Raw genomic sequence first — 17,893 nt, 5'->3', positions numbered from 1 at the left:
ACTCCTGAGCGGTCCACTCGGATATGCGGACCGCCCGCCCGAGTGTCAAGGTTTGGAATCATTCTAATCTATTCGGCGCGAGACCACCAGACCCGTAAAATTGTCCGTTTAGCCAACCCTTTGGGCACTGCGTCTACACCACCGTAAAGATTAAAAAGAAAAGAGCAGTGCAATGAGTTCGTTCTACACCGTGGGCGGCTACGCCCAGAATGCGTTTTTCGTCACCCCGGATAACAAGGTGATGCTGGACCCGAACTTCGACGCCAGCGAGGATGCGTATCGCTGGGAGATCGAGGAATACGACAACGGCGTCCAGTTTGACGGCGACGACAACGGCCAAGGGGACGAAGTCGGGGACAACGATCAATACGCTCATAAATATGACGCCCAGGGCAACCTGATCGCCGAAGGCAACGTCTATCTGGAAGAAAGCTGGACGCTGACCGACGGCGACGGCAACACGATCACGCTTTATAAAGTTGAAAGCAATGGCGCGCATTCCGGCTGGGTCGCGGATGGTGAGATCGTACCGGGCGTGTCGTATGATTATTCCGGGCCCAACGACGTCGTGACCGCGAACCAGCCGCGCTATGACGAGTTGCACTATCCTACCTATGATCCCGATGATGCCAATACCTATGACGGCGGGGCATATGACGACTACGCTTTTGCCGGGGACAGCAATGACACCGTGCATGGCGACGGTGGCGATGACTACATTGATGGCGGCGCGGGCAATGACAATCTCTACGGTGGGGAAGGGCGCGACACTATCGATGGTGGTTCAGGCGACGACTACATCGCCTATGGACGTGGCGGTGACTCGGTGCGCGGGGGCGAGGGCAACGACACCATCGATGAGACGGCGGGCAATCCAGAATACGACTACGACGACACCATCGACGCGGGGGCTGGCGACGACAAGGTCTACGCCGGATGGGGTGACGACTACATCGACGGCGGCACCGGCGACGACGAGTTGCACGGCTCGGAGGGTGACGACACCATTCACGGTGGCGATGGCAACGACACGATCTACGGTGGGGTCGGCAACGATCAGGTCACCGGCGGATCTGGACGCGACCTGATCTATGCCGGAGACGGGGACGATACGGTCGATGGGGGCACCGACAACGACACAATCCATGGGGAGGGCGGCAACGACCAGCTCAGCGGCGGTGCGGGGGACGACTCGATCACCGGCGGTGCAGGTGACGACACCATCGACGGCGGCACCGGCAGCGATACCGTTACGGGCGGCGCTGGCGACGACACCTTTGTCCAGTCACAGGACGGCGCGACGACCGTCACCGATTTTGACATCAGCGACGATGACAACGATGGCTCATACAACGACCAACTCGATGTGTCGGAGTTGCGCACGCTTGAGGGTCGCCCGGTAAACGCCTTTGACGTGGTGGTGTCGGATGACGGCAACGGCAACGCCAAGCTGACCTTCCCCGAGGGTGAAACCATCGTCTTGCAGGGCGTGTCGCCCGCGCAGATGTCATCGGTCCAACAGCTGAACTCCGCCGGTATACCCTGCTTTACCGCAGGCACCCGGATTGCTACGGCGAAGGGGGCTGTGCCGGTCGAGATGTTGAAACCTGGCGACCGCGTACAGACGCGGGACAACGGCCTGCGACCTATCCGCTGGGTCGGCACGCGATCGGTTGATCAGCATGAGCTTGCGACAAACCCGATGCTGCGCCCAATCCATATCGCACCGGGTACCTTCGGCAACAGCCGGTCGCTGCGGCTGTCTGCACAACATGCGCTGGCGCTCGACACCGCGCCGGGCCAGACACAGCTCGTGCGCGCCGGGCATCTGGCGCGGCTGCAGGGGGGGACGGTGCGGGTGGCGCACGGCGTACGGGCGGTGACCTACTATCACCTGCTTCTGGACAGCCACGACCTGATCCTGGCCGATGGGGTTGCATGTGAAAGCTTCTATCCCGGCCCCTGGGGCCTTTTGTCAATCGGACCCACGGCAATGCGCGACCTGATCCGCCTCATGCCCGGCCTGCGCAACGCGGCGGCGAACACAGCCTACGGCCCCACCGCGCACCCGGTCGCGCGTTTTGGACGGCTGCCGCCAGACCTGCGTGACCTGGCCGTCGCGTCCTAGGTGATCGCTTCGAGCTTTTCCTTACTCAGATCGCCCGGCACAATGGTGATTGGAATGGGCAGGGCACCCGCATTGCGGCTAAGCTGCGTGACGAGCGGGCCGGGGCCCTTCTTGTCCGTGCCCGCACCCAGCACCAGCACCCCAATCTCTGGGTCGTCATGGACCTGCGCCATGATCTCGTCCACCGGTTGGCCTTCGCGAATGACCAGTTCTGGATCAATCCCCTGCTTGTCGCGCATCCACTTGGCAAAAACCTCGAAATGGGCGTGGATGCGCTCGCGGGATTCCTCGCGCATGACGTTGCCCACGCCGATCCAGTGGTTGAACTCATCGGGCGGGATCACCGACAGGATGGCAACACCCCCGCCCGTATGGCTGGCGCGCATCGCGGCAAAGCGCATTGCGTTCAGGCACTCTCGGCTGTCATCCAGCACCACCAGGAATTTGCGCATCGGGTCCTCCGGCTCAGTTCGGGCACAATGGCCCAAGGTCCGCCCCTACGCAATCCCGACCGTGTCAAGCTGCGCGCGCATGGCGCAAAGCCTGCTCCAGCCGGTCGTTTCCCCAGAACATCGCACCCCCCACGATGAAGCTGGGCGCGCCAAACAGGCCACGCTCCAATGCCTCTTCGGTGGCGGCGCGCAAACGGGCCTTGCCCTCAGGCGCAGTGGCTGCCGCACAGACGGCGGCACTGTCCTGCCCGATCCCGTCCAGGATGTCTGCGATCACGCCGTCATCGGCAATATTCCGATCCTCGGCGAAATTCGCATGATAGACGGCGCGCACAAACTCCCCGACCCAAGGGGCGTCCGCATGCGCCGCCGCGATCCGTGCCGCCAGCAGACTGCCACGGGGAAACGAGGACGGTTTGACAAAAGGCAGCCCCAAATCATCGCAACAGCGCGCCATGTCGGTCCACATGTATGCGCCCTTCACCGGGTACATATTGAAGGGCGAGTCGTTCATGCCCTGCGCGGCAAAGACCGGCCCCAACAGGAACGACCGCCAGATCAGCGGCACACCCGCCTCGGCACAGGCATCCTCAACGCGGGCGGCCGCCAAATAACTGTATGTGCTGGCAAATTCGAACCAGAATTCGACGGGCTTAGCCATTGCTGGCGGCCCAGTCCCAATACATTTCGCGCACCCGGCGGGTGATCGGGCCCACTTGATATGACGTATCCTCGAAGGCCGATACAGGCGTCACCTTCATCATGTTCCCGGACATGAACACCTCGTCCGCATCCTCGAAATCGGCGAAAGAGAGCACCTTCTCCACCACTTCAATCCCATCGGCGCGCATGTTCTCCATATGCCGCGCACGGGTGATCCCAGCCAAAAATGTCCCGTTCGGGATAGGGGTGAATGCAACACCGTCCTTGACCATAAACACGTTGGCCGTCGCACTTTCGGCCACATTGCCGATGGCGTCGGCCACCAGCGCATTGCCAAAGCCGCGGGCGCGGACCTCGGCCAGCATCCTTGCGTTGTTGGGGTATAGGCACCCGGCCTTGGCGTTGACGACATTGTCCTCAAGAACCGGACGGCGAAACCGCGTGCGTGCGAGCGTTGTCGATGCGCTTTCGGGCGCCATCGGGATCTGCTCCAGGCTGATGGCAAAGCCGGTGGCCCCTTCCTTGGGCACAATCCCCAGTTCGCCCCCGTCCAGCGCCCAATACATCGGCCGTATGTATACGGCCTGATCCGGGCCATATGCCTCAAGCCCCTCGCGCACCATGGTCACCATGTCTTCGGTGGTAATGGTCGGAGTGATCATCAGGGCTTCGGCGGACCGGTTCACGCGCGCGCAATGGGCCTCAAGATCGGGGGCCAATCCATTCACGTAGCGCGCACCGTCAAATACGGTCGTGCCCAGCCAGCTGCCGTGATCTGCGGCCCGCATGACCGCCACATCATCATCGTGCCAGGCACCCTTGTAATAGGTGCGCACATTCGTTCCGGTTGCCATCACTGTCCTCCCCTGACGTTCGGGCAGGCTAGCAGAGACAGGTCAAGGGTCCAGAGCCTTTCACTTGGGCTCTTTGCGCAATTGATAGACGCCTTCTGGCAAATCGAGGGCGGCGGCCAGATCGCGGGCTTGTTCAGGTGACAGGGTGATCTTGACCACGCTATCGCTGCGCGGGTCGTATTGCTCCACGGTGATCACCTCGGCAAAGGCGTTGATCACCACATCTTCCTGCAAAGGGGCCGCGCCATCATCCACAAGCGTGATCACCGAGGCGTCAAATTCATGCTCAATTGTAAACATGTGCAAAGCCTATTCCATGCGCAAACCGTTGCATAGAGCACACGGCTGCGTGAACTAGGCTGGAAGCTGCCCCCGCGCATGATATGCTTTACGCCGTTGGATCGTGAAAGGACATCGGTTTGATTTCTCGCTTCTTGGTTGCCTTGACGGCCTTGGCCTTTGTTGCAGCATGTGACGACGTGATTGTGACATCCGCACCAACGGATACGTCTGCGCCGACAACCGTGGCCGCACCGACAGAGGTGCCGGATGAGTTGCGCACACGCCAGCAATCCGCCCGCGCCTTTGCCGAGGTTGTCCAAAGGGTCGAGCCCGTGGCCGAGCGCGAATGCCGCGCCCGGACCCGCAATGTGAACTGCGATTTCAAGATCCTTGTGGACGATCGTGCCGGTGTGCCCGCAAATGCCTTCCAGACGCTGGATGACGACGGGCGCCCGATCATTGTTTTCACACAATCGCTGATCGACGATGCCCGGAATGTGGATGAACTGGCCTTTGTCATGGGCCACGAGGCAGCGCACCATGTCCGCGGCCACATCGCCCGCCAACGCGAGAACGCTGCAGCCGGTGCCGTGATTTTCGGCGGCTTGGCAACCGCCATCGGCGGTGATCCCCAAGCCGCCCAACGAATTGGTGCGCAGGTCGGCGCGCGAACCTATTCCAAGGATTTTGAACTTGAGGCCGACGCGCTGGGCACGATCCTGACCGCGCGCGCTGGGTACGATCCGGTCCGTGGCTCCCAGTTCTTCAACCGCATCCCCGATCCGGGTGACCGGTTCCTGGGCACCCACCCGCCCAACGCGCAACGGCTTGAGATCGTGCGCAGGACGGCAGCAGCGCTCTAAACGGTCTGTCGGCTCCGACGTCCCCGAAGCCGGACAAGGATGCCGACAATCGACATGGCGACCCAGAACACCTGCAGCATCGCTGCGGCCAGGTTGAAGCTGGCCATCAGCCCCATCAGCACGCAGCTTGCCGCCACAAGGTTGATCGTGAAATACGCAAGGCAGTCGCTGCTCAGGCAGCGGGTCGTCAACAGGCTGTAATTCGTGACATACAGGGCGAAGCCCAGGATGTCGACAACCTCGTAAATCGCGAGGGAGGGTAAAAGTAAAAAGGTCATGGGAAAGTACCCCGGGTTGAAATGCTCAGTCTTAAATCAATGGCGCATGGCTAGCACATGCGGACCCGTCTGTCGGGTCTGGGAAACCCGACCTTGAAGCAGCTTGGTCACATTCTGACGGACCGTGGCTCGAAATATGCGGTATCCGGCTGCCCCGTCACATCGCGGGGGGAAATTGACGGCGCACTCAAGACGCTCAAGCGCGACCGCACCTATGCCAAGGCCACCCACAACACATGGGGCGCGGTGCTGTCCAACGGCGGCGCGATCAAGGGCGATGATGGCGAGGCGGGCGCGGGCATGGTCATCCTGCGCATGCTCGAACGCGAGGGTCTGACAGATCACGCTGTCATCGTCACCCGCTGGTACGGCGGCAAGCACCTGGGCGGCGACCGCTTTCGCCATGTGCAAACCTGCGTGCGTGCCTATCTCGACCAGATTTGACCTGGATCAATGCTGGGCAGCGGCCCGGTCCGGCACAGTAGGGGCATCCTTATCCACTCGAAAGGACGACCCAAATGACCGATGCCCGCCTCAAGACCCACGCCGATCTTGTCGACCGCATGGCCACCGCCCGCGGGGTCGACCTCGAAGAAGCCGCGCTGCGCGCCCAACTCACGCCTGCCGACATCTCGGACATTGTGCTGAACTGCGTGGGCTGCACGAAACCGGAGGCCTGTGAAAAGTGGCTGCAAGCGCAACAGGGAACCGTTTCGGAAACCCCGGGCTACTGCCGCAACGCCGATGTCTTTGCCGACCTGGCAAAGCGCTCAGACTGACACGCCGAACGCCACGGCCCCAAAGAAACAGGCAGACGCAGCCAGCACGAAACTGTGCCAGATCGCGTTCTGAAACCGCAGCGCCTTGGCCGCGTAAAACACCGTGCCCAGCGAATAAAGCCCGCCGCCCGCGATGATCAGCGCGGTGGACGCACCGGGCAATGCCTGCCACATCGGCCAGATCAACAGCACGCTCGCCCAGCCCATCGCCAGGTAAAGCGCCAGCGATCCCCGCGCATCCGTCGCCCAAAAGCTCAACTTCGCCACCGCACCGATCATTGCCACAACCCACACCGCCGCCAAAACCACATAGGCAAAGGCTGACCCGATCAGCACGACCAACGGCGTGTAAGTCCCTGCGATCTTCAGGTAAATGGCCGCGTGATCAATCCGGTGAAATACCGGACGCGACGCCTCCCATGGCAGCAAATGGTACAAGGCCGACGCAAGCAGCGCAAAGACTGCAAGCCCTGCATAGACGCTCGTGGCGGCGATCTGCGCTGCACCTTGTGTCTGCGCCACATGCACGACCAGCATCGCAGCGCCAGTGACACCCGCCCCCAGACCAAGGACATGGACCGACGCATCGGCAATCGTTTCACGGGCGGAATGTGGGTAAGGCATGCGCGCAACCTGACGACAGTAACGCCACCAGTCTATGCACAAATCCTCACGAAGTGGTTGACGTTGCTGCCCTTTGGCGACGCAGATGCCAGCGATAGATCAGCGGGGCCAGCACGTGATCATAGGCCTTTGACGCCAGCCAATGCACGCCCGGCAAGGCCACGATCCGCGCCAGCCACCGATAGCGCGGCATGTCCTGCCACAACACGATAAAGGCCGGGATGCCGGAATACATCTGCCCGTCTTTCAGCACATACAGCCGCCGCGCAGCCGCATCCCGATCCATCCCCCAATCGGCCATCTCGGCCTGGTTCAGGTCCTCGAACCGAATGGGCAGGGAACGTTCGCCACTATACTTGGCATAGTGGCTGATCTCGAAATTGCAGACCGGGCAGTCGGCATTGTACAGAACGCGGGTGTCATCACTCATGCCAAACAGATAGGCGCGCGCAAAGCTGCGCCCATAGACAAACGGTCGCAACCTACCGCGGCTTGTTCCCGTCAATCCAGCGCGACATCATCACCTTGTCCTTGAAGCACTCCGCAGGGATCTGGCGCCGCTTCAGCCGCGCAATACGTTCTGCAAACTGCACCTGCTTGGCACTTGGATAGGCGGCAAAGCGCCCCTCGGGTGCCTTTGGCTTGGCCTGATCAATCCATGCCGACAGCCCCGCCTTGTCCGCAAACAGCGCCGTTGGCACGGCCCGCCCGGTGCGCGCGGCTAGGCTGCGGGCATAGGCGATCTGCTTTTCTGTCGCTGGCTCTGCATCAAGGGGCAGGGCGGTCTGGATCGGCTCAAACAGGCCGGGAAGGGTTGGATGGATCGACATGACTGTTCTCCTATCGCGGAGAACAAATATAGAACATTTGACGTAAATTTCAACCAAGGCGCAGAATCACGTGCGCCTTACGCTGCTCAACTCATTGAAACAGAGGGCAAAGCGCTCATCGTAAGGCGGATCTTGATCCGCCTTAGACCAGCTTGCCCCACAGATCGTAGTCGCTCGCCTCGTCCACCTCGACCGCGATAATGTCGCCGGGGTTCAGGCGCTCGAACCCTTCGTCGATGAACAGGTTGCCATCAATTTCGGGCGCATCCGCCTTGGTCCGACAGGTGGCCGCCTCGTCATCGACCTCGTCCACGATCACATCCATGCGGCGCCCCACTTTCGCGGCCAGCTTCGCCTCGGAAATGGCTGCCGCCTTCTCCATGAACCGCTCCCAGCGCTCCTGCTTGATCTCTGGTGCCACATGATCCGGCAGCGCGTTCGACCGCGCGCCATCGACATTTTCGTATTGAAAGCAGCCCACGCGATCCAGTTGCGCCTCGTCCATCCAGTCAAGCAGGGTTTGGAATTCTTCCTCAGTCTCTCCCGGGTAGCCAACGATAAACGTGGACCGCAACGTGATCTCGGGACAAATCGACCGCCATTCCGCGATCCGGTCCAGCGTCCGTTCTGCCGCGGCAGGCCGCGCCATGCGCCGCAGCGTGTCGGTGTGGGCATGTTGGAAGGGAATGTCGAGATATGGCAAGACCAACCCCTCGGCCATCAACGGAATAAGCTCACGCACATGTGGATAAGGGTAGACATAGTGCAAGCGAATCCAAGCGCCGAGCGACCCCAGATCGCGTGCCAGATCAGTGATATGCGCCCGATGCTCTTTGTCTTCCGCGTGTTTGATGTCCACGCCATAGGCCGAGGTGTCCTGCGAAATCACCAACAGTTCCTTGACGCCCGCCTTGACCAGCTTTTCCGCCTCGCGCACGACCGCATGGGCCGGACGAGAGGCAAGCCGCCCGCGCATATCCGGAATGATGCAGAACTTGCACTTGTGATTGCAGCCCTCTGAAATCTTGAGGTAACTGAAATGCCGGGGTGTCAGGCTCACACCGCTTGCTGGCAGCAGGTCAACAAAAGGGTCCGGGTCAGGCGGGACGGCGGCATGCACCGCATCCAGCACCTGCTCATATTGATGCGGTCCGGTCACAGCCAGAACCTTGGGATGCGCCCCGGTGATGTATTCCGGCTCAGCGCCCAGACAGCCAGTCACGATCACGCGCCCGTTCTCGTCCAGCGCCTCGCTAATGGCTTCCAGGCTTTCTGCCTTGGCACTGTCCAGAAACCCGCAGGTGTTCACGATCACCGCATCCGCTCCGCTGTAGTCGGGCGAGATGCCGTAGCCTTCGGCCCGCAACCGGGTCAGGATGCGCTCGCTGTCCACCAGCGCCTTGGGGCAGCCAAGTGATACCATCCCGATGGTCGGCTGGCCGGGACGGCGCGTGCCATCCAGCTTGGCGCGGGGTGCAAGATCTGGGCGAAGGTCAGGCGGGTTCTGGCTCATGCCCTGCCTCATATGTGAACTCCGCCCCCACGAAAAGGCGGGAAAAGTGTTGGGGTGCGACCGCACGCTGCGTTAGGCTGATGTCAACACGTCATCAGAACTGGAGCAGTCGCAATGAAATGGATCATCCGCCTGATCGGGTTCGTCCTCGTCCTGTCGCTTGTGGCGATCGGGTCCATCTTCCTGCTGCCTGCCGACCGCATCGGCGCCATCGCCGCCGACCAGATCCGTAAGGCAACAGGCCGCGACGTGACAATCACCGGCGTCTCCATGACCCTCTGGCCGGTGCTCGGGGTGCGTGCTGACGGACTTGAGGTCGGCAATGCCGAATGGTCCGAACAGGGGCCGATGCTTACGGCCGAGAATGCAGCGATTGGCGTGGACCTGATGGCCTATATCCGCGACCGCGAGATCCGCATCACCAATGTCGAGGCGACGCGCCCCACGATCCGTCTCGAAAGCCGCGCTGATGGGCGGGCAAGTTGGGTGTTTACAGACGCCAGCGGTGAGGCGCAGATCGAGGCGGAGACGCCTGCGCCAACCACCACGACCTCGCCGCCACAGGCGTTGTCGATCCAGAAGATCGAAGTGACGGATGCCACCCTGATCTATGATGCCGAGGGGGCCGATCTTGTGTCTTACTCCGGCGTGGACCTGACCCTCGACTGGCCCGAACGGTTGGGGCCCGCCACCATCGCAGCCACCCTGCGCCCCGCGGGGACAGAGGTGCAGGTAGAGGCGACCATCGGCGGGTTCGCTGGTTTCATCACCGGTCAGGTGCAGCCTGTGAACGCGACTGTGGAAGCGGGCGGTGGGCGCGTCACGCTCGACGGTCGGGCGAGCACGGCAGGGGACGTTGCGGGGGGCTTGGGGCTCGATCTTCCCAACACCGATGCCTTCATGGCGGCCCTCGGCCTACCTGCGCCCGGTTTGCCGCCCAAGCTTGGCCAGTCGGTTTCGATGACAACGCAGCTGACCTTGACCTCGGACCGGCGCTTGTCTTTGCGCGATCTGCGCGCTGATCTGGGCGGGAATGCAATCAACGGAGCGGCTGATATCAGCCTGAACGGAACGCCTGTCGTAAACGCGCAGTTCAACGCAGGCGCGCTTGATCTTAGCGGTGCAACCGGCGGCTCTGCCCCGGCAGGCGGAGGCGCGTCGGCCCCGGCGCCCGCTGGCGGGGGATGGCCCAAAGACCCTATTGATGCGAGCGGGTTGGCGGCTTTCAATGGAGAGATTGCGCTGACCGCATCTTCCATCGACCTCGGCCAGTTCAAGCTGGATCAGACCCGCACGCTTTTGCGGAATGACCGCAGCCGCATGGTGTTTGAGCTGCGCGAGGTGGCGGCCTATGGCGGGACGCTTGTGGGCGAGTTCGTGGTCAACAACCGTTCGGGGCTGAGCGTGGGCGGCAACATGAACATGCGCGGGCTGTCATTGCAGCCATTCCTGAGGGATGCAGCCGATCTTGGGATGCTGACCGGCAAGGCTGACATGGATCTGAGGTTCTTGGGCGTTGGGCAAAACGTGGATGCGATCATGCGGTCGTTGTCGGGGAACGGCGCGTTCAACGTCGCGCAGGGCACTATTGAAGGCATTGATCTGGATGGCCTGCTGAAGTTTGGCCGTGGAAACGGGCGCACCACTGTGTTTGACGCCATGAGCGCGAGCTATCGCATGGAGGGCGGCAATCTTTTCAACGATGACCTTCTGGTCGTGCTGCGCAGCTTCGAGGCGCGGGGGAATGGGCGGATCGGATTGGGCGCGCAGGACATCGACTACCTGTTCACGCCGACGGCGCTGAAAGGGGAGGACGGGCCGGATCTGGCGATCCCTGTTCGCATCCGGGGGCCATGGGCGGACCCGAAAATCCTACCCGATCTTGATGCTGCGATTGACTTGCGTCTGGACGAAAAGCTGGAGGCTGAAAAGGAAGCTCTGAAAGCCAAGGCCGAGCAGCGGGTGCGAGAGAAGGTGGCCGATGAACTTGGCGTCACGGATCAGGGGCAAGACCTTGAGGATGCCGCCAAGCAGAAGCTGGAAGATGAGGTCAAAAAGGGGCTGAGAAGCCTGTTTGACTGATTTGTCCCCGCGGGGACAGCGTTTTCGGTCAGGTTACGGTATTTCAATGGTTTGCGAGATTTGCTGCGACTTCAAAGGCTTGACTCTGCGTGCGCCGCGGTAGGATGATTTTAACCGGATTTCTGACAAGCTGCCTGCGAAGGCGGGCGGCATTGTTTTTTGGTGAGCGGGCGGGCTTTGGATGTGTGCCAATAGGTGTCTGGCTGACGGCTGGATATGGGACGGTTGTCGTATCGAGGCACGTGGCTTGTGGCCCCTCGCAAGGCCTGTTGTCGATCCGGAGAGCACCGAACCGGCCTTGACTCAGAAAGTCTGGTCGTAGTCTCCGACGCCCGGTTCGGTTCGGATGACGGTGTCGATGGCTTTGAAGATCGCCCTGAGTTCATCCTCACTTTCGGGGCTTTCGCACACAACAACGAGGTTCGGTGTATTTGACGAGGCGCGGACCAGACCCCAAGCGCCGTTGTCGAGGATGATGCGCGCACCGTTGACTGTGACAATGTCTTTGATTGCGCGACCTGCGATGGGCTCTTCGCTTGCGCTCATCGCCTTGAGCCGGGCGACGATGCGGTCGAGGATGGCATATTTTTCGGTATCGGCTGCGTAAGGTGACATTGTAGGCGTGGACCACGTTCTGGGCAGTGCGCGGCGCAAATCCGACATTGTCATGTCTGGATTGCGATCCATCAGCTTGCACAACTCGACCGCGACCCGCATACCGCAGTCATAGCCGCGCCCCACGGGTTCTGCGAGGAAGTAGTGCCCTGATTTTTCGAACCCGGCGAGCGCGCCAAGCTCTTTGACCCGCCGTTTCATGTGGCTATGGCCCGTCTTCCAGTAGTCGGTCGTGGCACCGAGTGCCTGCAATTCCGGGTCGGACGCAAAGAGACCAGTGGATTTGACATCTGCCACAAAGGTTGCACCGGGGTGCAGCTTTGACAGGTCGCGGGCGAGGATCACGCCCACCTTGTCGGCAAAAATCTCTTCGCCTTCGTCATCGACCACGCCGCAGCGGTCGCCATCGCCGTCAAAGCCAAGGGCGAGGTCGGCACCGGAGGCTTTTACGCACGCGGCCATGTCGTGCAGCATCTCCATGGCTTCGGGGTTGGGATTGTAGTTCGGGAAGGTGTATTCGAGCGTTGCGTGTTGTTCGACCACCTCGACCCCGATGCGGCGCAGGAGGTCAGGGGCAAAGGCGGCGGCAGTGCCGTTGCCTGTGGCGCAGACGACTTTGAGTTTGCGCGTCATCTTGAAGTCGCGGGCGAGGTCGTCGAGATAGGCCTCGCGCACACCGTCCACGAATTCGTACCCGCCGCCTGCGTGTGGTTTGCCGAGACCCTGAAGCACGATGTCCCTGAGTTCGGACATTTCGTCCGGGCCGTGCGTCAGGGGCCGCTCGAACCCCATTTTGACCCCGGTCCAGCCGTTTGGGTTATGGCTGGCTGTGACCATGGCCACGGCTGGCACGTCCAGGTGAAACTGCGCGAAATAGGCCATGGGTGAGAGCGCAGGGCCGATATCCTTGACGTAGATGCCCGCCTGCATCAGGCCAACCACGAGCGCGTTTTTAATCGACAGGGAATAGTCACGGTAGTCGTTGCCAACCGCGATGACCGGTTCAATCCCGCGCTGTCGCATCTGTGTGCCGAGACCAAGCCCAAGCGCGGTGATCCCCGGCAAGTTGATTTGATCGGGATATTTCCAACGGGCGTCATATTCGCGAAAGCCGGTTGGCGTGATCATCGGGTCGCGCAGGAATTCCCAGGTGTTTTGGGTCACGGTTGCGGCGGGTTTGATCATTTTGAATACTCTTGACGTTAAAAGGTCATAGGCCGCGCCTTGGCCAGCGCGTCGAATTGCATGAGCGTGTCGATGAGGGCTGGCATCTGGTCGAGGTAAATCATGTTGGGCCCGTCCGACGGTGCGGTGTCGGGATCGGGATGCGTTTCGATGAAGACCGCGCCGACGCCGATGGCGACAGCGGCCCGCGCCATCACAGGTGCGAATTCGCGCTGCCCGCCCGATGATCCGCCCTTGCCCCCCGGTTGCTGGACCGAGTGCGTCGCGTCCATCACGACCGGATAGCCCGTCTGGGCCATCTGCGGCAGTGACCGCATGTCGGCCACAAGCGTGTTGTAGCCAAAGGATGTGCCCCGTTCGGTCAAAAGGATGCGGGTGTTGCCGGTGCTTTCCACCTTGGTCACGATGTTGGGCATTTCCCAGGGGGCGAGGAATTGCCCCTTTTTGATATTTACGACCGCGCCGGTGTTGCCCGCGGCCAGCAGCATGTCGGTCTGGCGGCAGAGAAAGGCGGGGATTTGCAAGATGTCGGCCACCTCGGCCACGGGGGCACATTGGGCTTCGGTGTGCACATCCGTCAGGACCGGAACGCCGATGGCGTCCTTGACCGACTGCAGGGCCTTGAGCCCTTCGTCGAGGCCAAGCCCGCGTCCGCCGGTGAGCGAGGTGCGGTTTGCTTTGTCGTAGCTTGCCTTGAAGATGTATTGCGCGCCTGCGGCTTCGCAGACCTCTTTCATGCGGCCCGCGATCTCTTGGCCAAGATCGACGCTTTCGAGGGCGCATGGCCCAGCGATGACTGTCAGGGGCCGGTCATTGCCGATGGTCAGACCGGCGACGTCAACGTGTTTCATATCAGCTTGTCACTTGTTCTCTGAGGATCGACGCAGTGAGCGAGATCATCAGGTAGATGCCTGCAAAGACGAGGAAAGCCAAGATCGTGTTTTCGAATGCGCGGGGATAGGTCGGTTCTTCGGGTGCGATGGGTTCAACTGCGACAGTGAGGTAGCGCACCTGCCGCGAGGCTTCGACGCGCGCCTGTTCCATCTGTTGCAGCGCCGATTGCAGCATCAAGTCGCGCGAGGCGAGGTCGGCCTGGGCGATCTGGATGCGGGCGGCCAGTTCGGCCAATGAGTTTGCGCCCTGGCTGACATCGGTCATCTTGTTGTTGAGGCTGGCAAGTTGGGTCTTGAGGATGTCCAGTGTGCCGCGCGCGCCATCTACCCGGCTTTGGTTGGGCCTTGTGTTGTTCAGCAGGCTGGCAAGCTCGATCTCTTTTTCGATGATCTGGGTTTCAACGGTGCTGATCTGCGTGCGGAGCGACGCGATCACGCCTTCGGGGTCGAGCGTGGACCCCTCGATCTGGAGGCGGACGAGGTTTTCCTGAGCGGCGCGGCGTTCTTCTTCTGCCCTTTCAAACCCTTCCCGGGCGTCCCGCATCTGGTCGTCCCGCTTTTGAAACGAGAGGTTGTTCACCCGCTGTTCGGCGTAATCGATCAGCTGGTTCGAGAATTCGGCCGACATTTGTGGATCGGCGGCGGCCACCTCCATCCGGATCATGCCTTCGGTCGGGTCGTAGCCGATTTTGACGTTTTTCTTGTATGTCTTGTAGGCTTCTTCGTTGGTGGGGCTGTCACTGAGGCGCTGGATCGGGTCGATCCAGTCCTGGGTGAAATGCGACTTGAAGCCGATATCGCGGTCCAGCCGCAGCATCGCGTCCTTGGATTGCAAGAAGCCCTGCACCGCGATGCTGTCGGCGTTGGTTGCGAACTGCGTGGGCAGGAGGCCGCCAAGGGGGCCTGCGCCGCCGGACCCTTCGTTCTGGATGATCAGGAATTCGGACTTGGTCGCGTACATGGGTGTCGCGATCTGGTAGAAATAGTAACCCGCCAGAAAAGTCGGCAGGATCACGAAGAAGGCGAGCCGGACCAGCAGGAGGCCCATTTTTTTCTGGCGGCGGCGCGTGATGTCGCGCTGGATGTTCTGGATTTCCTGGCTGCGCCGCTCGGCGGGGCTGAGCTCTGTCGAAGGGAGCTGTTGGCGGGCAACCTCGACCGTTTGCGGCAGTTGGGCGCGGCCCGATCCCGCGCCGCCGGTGGTGGCGGGCAGGTTGGCAAAGGCGTCGGGCGCGCCGCCTTCGTGCTGTTCGGCGCCCGCTTGTGGCACCACGAGTTCCAGCATGTTGGCGCGCTGGAACGGGTCGATCCCCTTGGCGCGCAAGAGGCGCACGGCGTCGAAATCAGAGGTGGGCGCGAGCCCGTGCTTTTGTGCCACGCGCCGGGCCATGCGCAACTGGCGACCTGTCAGCCCTTCCTGCCGGATCGCGTCGATGGTGTTTTCGCTTTGAACCTGCTGAGACGAGGCGACTTCGCCCGTTTTGGCTTCGGGCGTTTGCGGCGTGGCGGTCGCGGCCTGCGGGGGGGGCGCCGGTTGTTCCGGTGCCTCTGTAGCCTGAGCGCGCGCGGTGGCTGACGCTGCTGTGCCGGGCGTGGGCACGGTCCGCTTGATGCGGAATTTTCTAGCTTTGGGTTTCGTAGTCATAGAGCCGTTTCGCCTCTTCGAGCGTGTCGAACATATGCAGTTTCCCGTCGAGCAGGACCGCAGCAGAGCGCGCGAATTTTTCGAGCGTCTGGGCCTGGTGCGACACGATGATGATGGTGGTGGTGCGCAGCCGTTCCTGCAGCACTTCACCCGCTTTGCGGTTAAAATCGACATCCGTGGACGAGGGCATCCCCTCGTCAATCAGGTAGATGTCAAAGTCGAGCGCCAGCATGAGCGCAAAGGAAAACCGCGCCCGCATGCCCGACGAATAGGTGCCCAGCGGCTGGTCGAAGTATTCGCCCAGATTGCAGAGCCAGCGGCAGAAGCTTTCGACATAGTCGGGGTCGAGCCCATAGAGCCGTGCGATGTAGCGGGAGTTTTCCAGTGCCGAGATCTTGGGCAGGACACCGCCCATGAAGCCCAGCGGAAACGAGATGTTGCAGCCGCGCCTGATCTCGCCCTCATCCGGTTTTTCCAGCCCGGCCATCATGTTGATCAGCGTGGTCTTGCCTGTCCCGTTTGGGGCGAGCACACCAAAGGAGTTGCCCAATTCCACCCGGAAAGACACACGGTCAAGGATCACCTTGCGCTGTGTGCCCGTCCAGAAGGACTTGGATACGTTTTCGAACTCCAGCATCCCAGGTTGCTCCGCGGCGTCTGCTCTGCCTCCGCACCTTGAGGTGGGCGACCCGGCCCCCTTTTACCAGAGGCGTCTTAACGGTCTAATCACCGACTTTGGCGATATTATGTCCAAAGTGCTGTCAAATGTATAGGTTTTGCCGGCGACTGTCGCTGCGGAATAAACAGTTTTGCACCCCCGCCACGCACTTGTGACGGGGGTGTGAGGTATCAGATGTCTTGCTTCTGAACGCGGGTGAGCCGCCCGGCCGCAATGGCGATGGCCGCCGCGATGAAGCTGAAGAGCGCGCCCATTTTCGCCGCGTCCTGTACCGGACCCGCGCTGAAGGCCGCGGAGGCAAAGAACAGCGATACGGTAAAGCCGATGGCAGCCACGCAGCCGATCACGACAAGGTCGATGATCCGCATTCCTTCGGGGATACCGAGGCCCAAGGGCCGTGCTGCCAGCCAACCGAAGATCAGGATGCCCACGGGCTTACCGATAAGCAGACCTGCCAGCACCAGCCAGGTGGCGTCGCCAATTGAACTAAACTCGACCCCTGCGTTCAGGAGGCCGAAGAAGAACAGCACAACCTCGACCGGTGATTTGAGGGCATGTTCGATCTGGTTGAGCAGGTCGGTCAGGTATTTCTCTGCTTCCGAGAAGATACCAAAGGCCCGGTCCGCGTGGGGGATCGCAGGCACGATGGGCAGAAGGCCCAGCGACGGGTGCAGGCCCGACGCCATGAAACCGTACCAGCTGAAGCAGCCCGCGATGGCGTAGGGCCAGAAGCCAAGTGTCTTGCGCATCCAGGTCGAATTCGGGCGGTCCTGCTTGTGCTGGTCCATGCGTCGTGGCAGCCAGTTGAAGATCACAAACACGGCCACGGCGGCAAAGACCGACAATAGCAGCCATTCCAGCGCCAGCTCGCCCGAGGGGTAGAAGATCGCCAGGATGATCAGGCCAGCGGCGTCATCCGCGATGGCCAGAAGCAACAGGAAGCGCACGGCCGGGTGGCCAGCGCCAAAGACGATGCGGCCCACGAGGTAGCTGAAGGCGATGTCGGTTGCCGTAGGAATGGCCCAGCCATTGGCAACAGCGCTGTACGTGTCGGAGCCCAGCAGCAGGGCGAGGCCGAGGTAGACGCTGATCGGTCCGACCATACCGCCCATCGTTGCAAATAAGGGCGTTGCCGCCTTTTTGCCGCGCAGGGACCCGTTCTTGAGCACGACTGCTTCCCACACTTCCTTGGCCGCGATACCGAAGAAGAGCGCCATGGCCATGTCGTTGACGATGTAGTGCGCCGACAGAACCTTGGCCGCGCCACCGGCGTCGTATTTGTCGTAGCCTTCGCCGTAGTGCTTTTTCCAGTAGTCGTAGTCGACCCCGATGAAGTCATTGAACCAGACCGGGAATTCCACAAAATGATGGTAGGAATGCGGGTCGATATTGGCCCAGACCAGGGCGGTCAGCGCGCCGAAGATCAGCAGCAGGGAATAGTTGGTCAGAAAGCTCCAGACGCGATACATATGCGGTCCATCCGTGTCATTGTTCGACGCGCCTTAGCGCAAGTCGCAATGTCGGGGCA

19 protein-coding genes are annotated in these 17,893 nt (G+C 61.5%); 5 read left to right on the top strand and 14 right to left on the bottom strand.

What is annotated here, in order from left to right:
- Positions 1-172: 172 nt before the first annotated feature.
- Complete coding sequence (locus RA29_RS05235; protein ID WP_052249471.1) at positions 173-2,128, top strand: Hint domain-containing protein; 1,956 nt, start codon at positions 173-175, stop codon at positions 2,126-2,128.
- Here the strand turns inward: RA29_RS05235 and RA29_RS05230 are convergent.
- The 4 genes from RA29_RS05230 to RA29_RS05215 form a co-directional block, all read right to left on the bottom strand.
- Positions 2,125-2,580 carry a universal stress protein gene (locus RA29_RS05230; RefSeq protein ID WP_039683485.1) on the bottom strand — a complete coding sequence of 152 codons (456 nt, stop codon included), beginning with the start codon at positions 2,578-2,580 and terminating at the stop codon, positions 2,125-2,127. The genes RA29_RS05235 and RA29_RS05230 overlap by 4 nt on opposite strands.
- A gap of 64 nt (positions 2,581-2,644) precedes the next feature.
- Positions 2,645-3,241, bottom strand: a complete 597-nt coding sequence (locus RA29_RS05225; RefSeq protein ID WP_039683483.1) for a 2-hydroxychromene-2-carboxylate isomerase — start codon at positions 3,239-3,241, stop codon at positions 2,645-2,647.
- Positions 3,234-4,097, bottom strand: a complete 864-nt coding sequence (locus tag RA29_RS05220) for a branched-chain amino acid aminotransferase (RefSeq protein WP_039684026.1) — start codon at positions 4,095-4,097, stop codon at positions 3,234-3,236. The genes RA29_RS05225 and RA29_RS05220 overlap by 8 nt, the downstream gene beginning before the upstream one ends.
- A gap of 60 nt (positions 4,098-4,157) precedes the next feature.
- Positions 4,158-4,397: a hypothetical protein gene (locus tag RA29_RS05215; protein ID WP_039683481.1), complete on the bottom strand. Its 240-nt coding sequence runs from the start codon at positions 4,395-4,397 to the stop codon at positions 4,158-4,160.
- A gap of 122 nt (positions 4,398-4,519) precedes the next feature.
- Between RA29_RS05215 and RA29_RS05210 the strand changes: the two genes are divergently transcribed.
- Positions 4,520-5,242, top strand: coding sequence for a M48 family metallopeptidase (locus RA29_RS05210; RefSeq protein WP_039684024.1), 723 nt, complete (start codon positions 4,520-4,522; stop codon positions 5,240-5,242).
- Here RA29_RS05210 and RA29_RS05205 read toward each other — a convergent pair.
- The gene (locus tag RA29_RS05205; RefSeq protein WP_039683480.1) at positions 5,239-5,520 is read right to left on the bottom strand and encodes a hypothetical protein; all 282 of its coding nucleotides are present in this window, start codon (positions 5,518-5,520) and stop codon (positions 5,239-5,241) included. The genes RA29_RS05210 and RA29_RS05205 overlap by 4 nt on opposite strands.
- Positions 5,521-5,577: 57 nt before the next feature.
- Between RA29_RS05205 and RA29_RS05200 the strand changes: the two genes are divergently transcribed.
- Together RA29_RS05200 and RA29_RS05195 are read left to right on the top strand one after the other, a co-directional pair.
- Entirely contained in the window at positions 5,578-5,964 is a 387-nt protein-coding gene (locus tag RA29_RS05200) for a YigZ family protein (RefSeq protein WP_193743467.1), read from the top strand.
- 74 nt (positions 5,965-6,038) lie between these two features.
- Positions 6,039-6,299 carry a DUF6455 family protein gene (locus RA29_RS05195; RefSeq protein ID WP_039683478.1) on the top strand — a complete coding sequence of 87 codons (261 nt, stop codon included), beginning with the start codon at positions 6,039-6,041 and terminating at the stop codon, positions 6,297-6,299.
- Here the strand turns inward: RA29_RS05195 and RA29_RS05190 are convergent.
- From RA29_RS05190 to rimO, 4 genes are all read right to left on the bottom strand, one after another.
- Positions 6,291-6,923, bottom strand: a complete 633-nt coding sequence (locus RA29_RS05190; protein WP_039683476.1) for a hemolysin III family protein — start codon at positions 6,921-6,923, stop codon at positions 6,291-6,293. The two genes, RA29_RS05195 and RA29_RS05190, sit on opposite strands and share 9 nt — an antisense overlap.
- Positions 6,924-6,969: 46 nt before the next feature.
- A complete protein-coding gene (locus RA29_RS05185) occupies positions 6,970-7,353 on the bottom strand; it encodes a DUF393 domain-containing protein (RefSeq protein ID WP_039684020.1) in 384 nt (127 codons plus the stop codon).
- 52 nt (positions 7,354-7,405) lie between these two features.
- Positions 7,406-7,753, bottom strand: coding sequence for a hypothetical protein (locus tag RA29_RS05180; protein ID WP_241462550.1), 348 nt, complete (start codon positions 7,751-7,753; stop codon positions 7,406-7,408).
- 142 nt (positions 7,754-7,895) lie between these two features.
- A complete protein-coding gene (gene rimO / locus RA29_RS05175) occupies positions 7,896-9,266 on the bottom strand; it encodes a 30S ribosomal protein S12 methylthiotransferase RimO (protein ID WP_039683475.1) in 1,371 nt (456 codons plus the stop codon).
- A gap of 114 nt (positions 9,267-9,380) precedes the next feature.
- On the opposite strand from rimO, the gene RA29_RS05170 reads away from it, so the two are divergent.
- Positions 9,381-11,348 carry an AsmA family protein gene (locus RA29_RS05170; protein ID WP_039683473.1) on the top strand — a complete coding sequence of 656 codons (1,968 nt, stop codon included), beginning with the start codon at positions 9,381-9,383 and terminating at the stop codon, positions 11,346-11,348.
- A gap of 303 nt (positions 11,349-11,651) precedes the next feature.
- Here the strand turns inward: RA29_RS05170 and RA29_RS05165 are convergent, their stop codons facing one another.
- The 5 genes from RA29_RS05165 to RA29_RS05145 form a co-directional block, all read right to left on the bottom strand.
- Entirely contained in the window at positions 11,652-13,148 is a 1,497-nt protein-coding gene (locus RA29_RS05165) for a phosphomannomutase/phosphoglucomutase (protein ID WP_039683471.1), read from the bottom strand.
- 17 nt (positions 13,149-13,165) lie between these two features.
- Positions 13,166-13,999 carry a 3-deoxy-8-phosphooctulonate synthase gene (gene kdsA / locus RA29_RS05160; RefSeq protein WP_039683469.1) on the bottom strand — a complete coding sequence of 278 codons (834 nt, stop codon included), beginning with the start codon at positions 13,997-13,999 and terminating at the stop codon, positions 13,166-13,168.
- Position 14,000: 1 nt separating this feature from the next.
- On the bottom strand, positions 14,001-15,686 hold the full coding sequence (locus RA29_RS05155) for a capsule biosynthesis protein (RefSeq protein ID WP_039683468.1): 1,686 nt from the start codon (positions 15,684-15,686) through the stop codon (positions 14,001-14,003).
- Positions 15,664-16,323 carry an ATP-binding cassette domain-containing protein gene (locus RA29_RS05150; RefSeq protein ID WP_039683466.1) on the bottom strand — a complete coding sequence of 220 codons (660 nt, stop codon included), beginning with the start codon at positions 16,321-16,323 and terminating at the stop codon, positions 15,664-15,666. The genes RA29_RS05155 and RA29_RS05150 overlap by 23 nt, the downstream gene beginning before the upstream one ends.
- Positions 16,324-16,535: 212 nt before the next feature.
- Positions 16,536-17,834, bottom strand: a complete 1,299-nt coding sequence (locus RA29_RS05145) for a Na+/H+ antiporter NhaA (protein WP_039683464.1) — start codon at positions 17,832-17,834, stop codon at positions 16,536-16,538.
- Positions 17,835-17,893: the final 59 nt, after the last annotated feature.

This window comes from Tateyamaria sp. ANG-S1, assembly GCF_000814025.1.
GTDB lineage: Bacteria > Pseudomonadota > Alphaproteobacteria > Rhodobacterales > Rhodobacteraceae > Tateyamaria.
Note: the sequence above shows the minus strand (reverse complement) of the source record. Positions and strands in the feature narration are given on the sequence as shown.

Bases quoted from the DNA above. Each gene is read 5' to 3' on its own strand.
- RA29_RS05200 (WP_193743467.1), top strand. From the start codon at position 5,578: ATGCGGACCCGTCTGTCGGGTCTGGGAAACCCGACCTTGAAGCAGCTT.
- RA29_RS05185 (WP_039684020.1), bottom strand. From the start codon at position 7,353: ATGAGTGATGACACCCGCGTTCTGTACAATGCCGACTGCCCGGTCTGC.
- RA29_RS05215 (WP_039683481.1), bottom strand. From the start codon at position 4,397: ATGTTTACAATTGAGCATGAATTTGACGCCTCGGTGATCACGCTTGTG.
- RA29_RS05155 (WP_039683468.1), bottom strand. From the start codon at position 15,686: ATGACTACGAAACCCAAAGCTAGAAAATTCCGCATCAAGCGGACCGTG.
- RA29_RS05145 (WP_039683464.1), bottom strand. From the start codon at position 17,834: ATGTATCGCGTCTGGAGCTTTCTGACCAACTATTCCCTGCTGCTGATC.
- RA29_RS05220 (WP_039684026.1), bottom strand. From the start codon at position 4,097: ATGGCAACCGGAACGAATGTGCGCACCTATTACAAGGGTGCCTGGCAC.
- RA29_RS05225 (WP_039683483.1), bottom strand. From the start codon at position 3,241: ATGGCTAAGCCCGTCGAATTCTGGTTCGAATTTGCCAGCACATACAGT.
- RA29_RS05150 (WP_039683466.1), bottom strand. From the start codon at position 16,323: ATGCTGGAGTTCGAAAACGTATCCAAGTCCTTCTGGACGGGCACACAG.
- RA29_RS05235 (WP_052249471.1), top strand. From the start codon at position 173: ATGAGTTCGTTCTACACCGTGGGCGGCTACGCCCAGAATGCGTTTTTC.
- RA29_RS05230 (WP_039683485.1), bottom strand. From the start codon at position 2,580: ATGCGCAAATTCCTGGTGGTGCTGGATGACAGCCGAGAGTGCCTGAAC.
- RA29_RS05165 (WP_039683471.1), bottom strand. From the start codon at position 13,148: ATGATCAAACCCGCCGCAACCGTGACCCAAAACACCTGGGAATTCCTG.
- RA29_RS05205 (WP_039683480.1), bottom strand. From the start codon at position 5,520: ATGACCTTTTTACTTTTACCCTCCCTCGCGATTTACGAGGTTGTCGAC.
- RA29_RS05170 (WP_039683473.1), top strand. From the start codon at position 9,381: ATGAAATGGATCATCCGCCTGATCGGGTTCGTCCTCGTCCTGTCGCTT.
- RA29_RS05195 (WP_039683478.1), top strand. From the start codon at position 6,039: ATGACCGATGCCCGCCTCAAGACCCACGCCGATCTTGTCGACCGCATG.
- RA29_RS05180 (WP_241462550.1), bottom strand. From the start codon at position 7,753: ATGTCGATCCATCCAACCCTTCCCGGCCTGTTTGAGCCGATCCAGACC.
- kdsA (WP_039683469.1), bottom strand. From the start codon at position 13,999: ATGAAACACGTTGACGTCGCCGGTCTGACCATCGGCAATGACCGGCCC.
- rimO (WP_039683475.1), bottom strand. From the start codon at position 9,266: ATGAGCCAGAACCCGCCTGACCTTCGCCCAGATCTTGCACCCCGCGCC.
- RA29_RS05190 (WP_039683476.1), bottom strand. From the start codon at position 6,923: ATGCCTTACCCACATTCCGCCCGTGAAACGATTGCCGATGCGTCGGTC.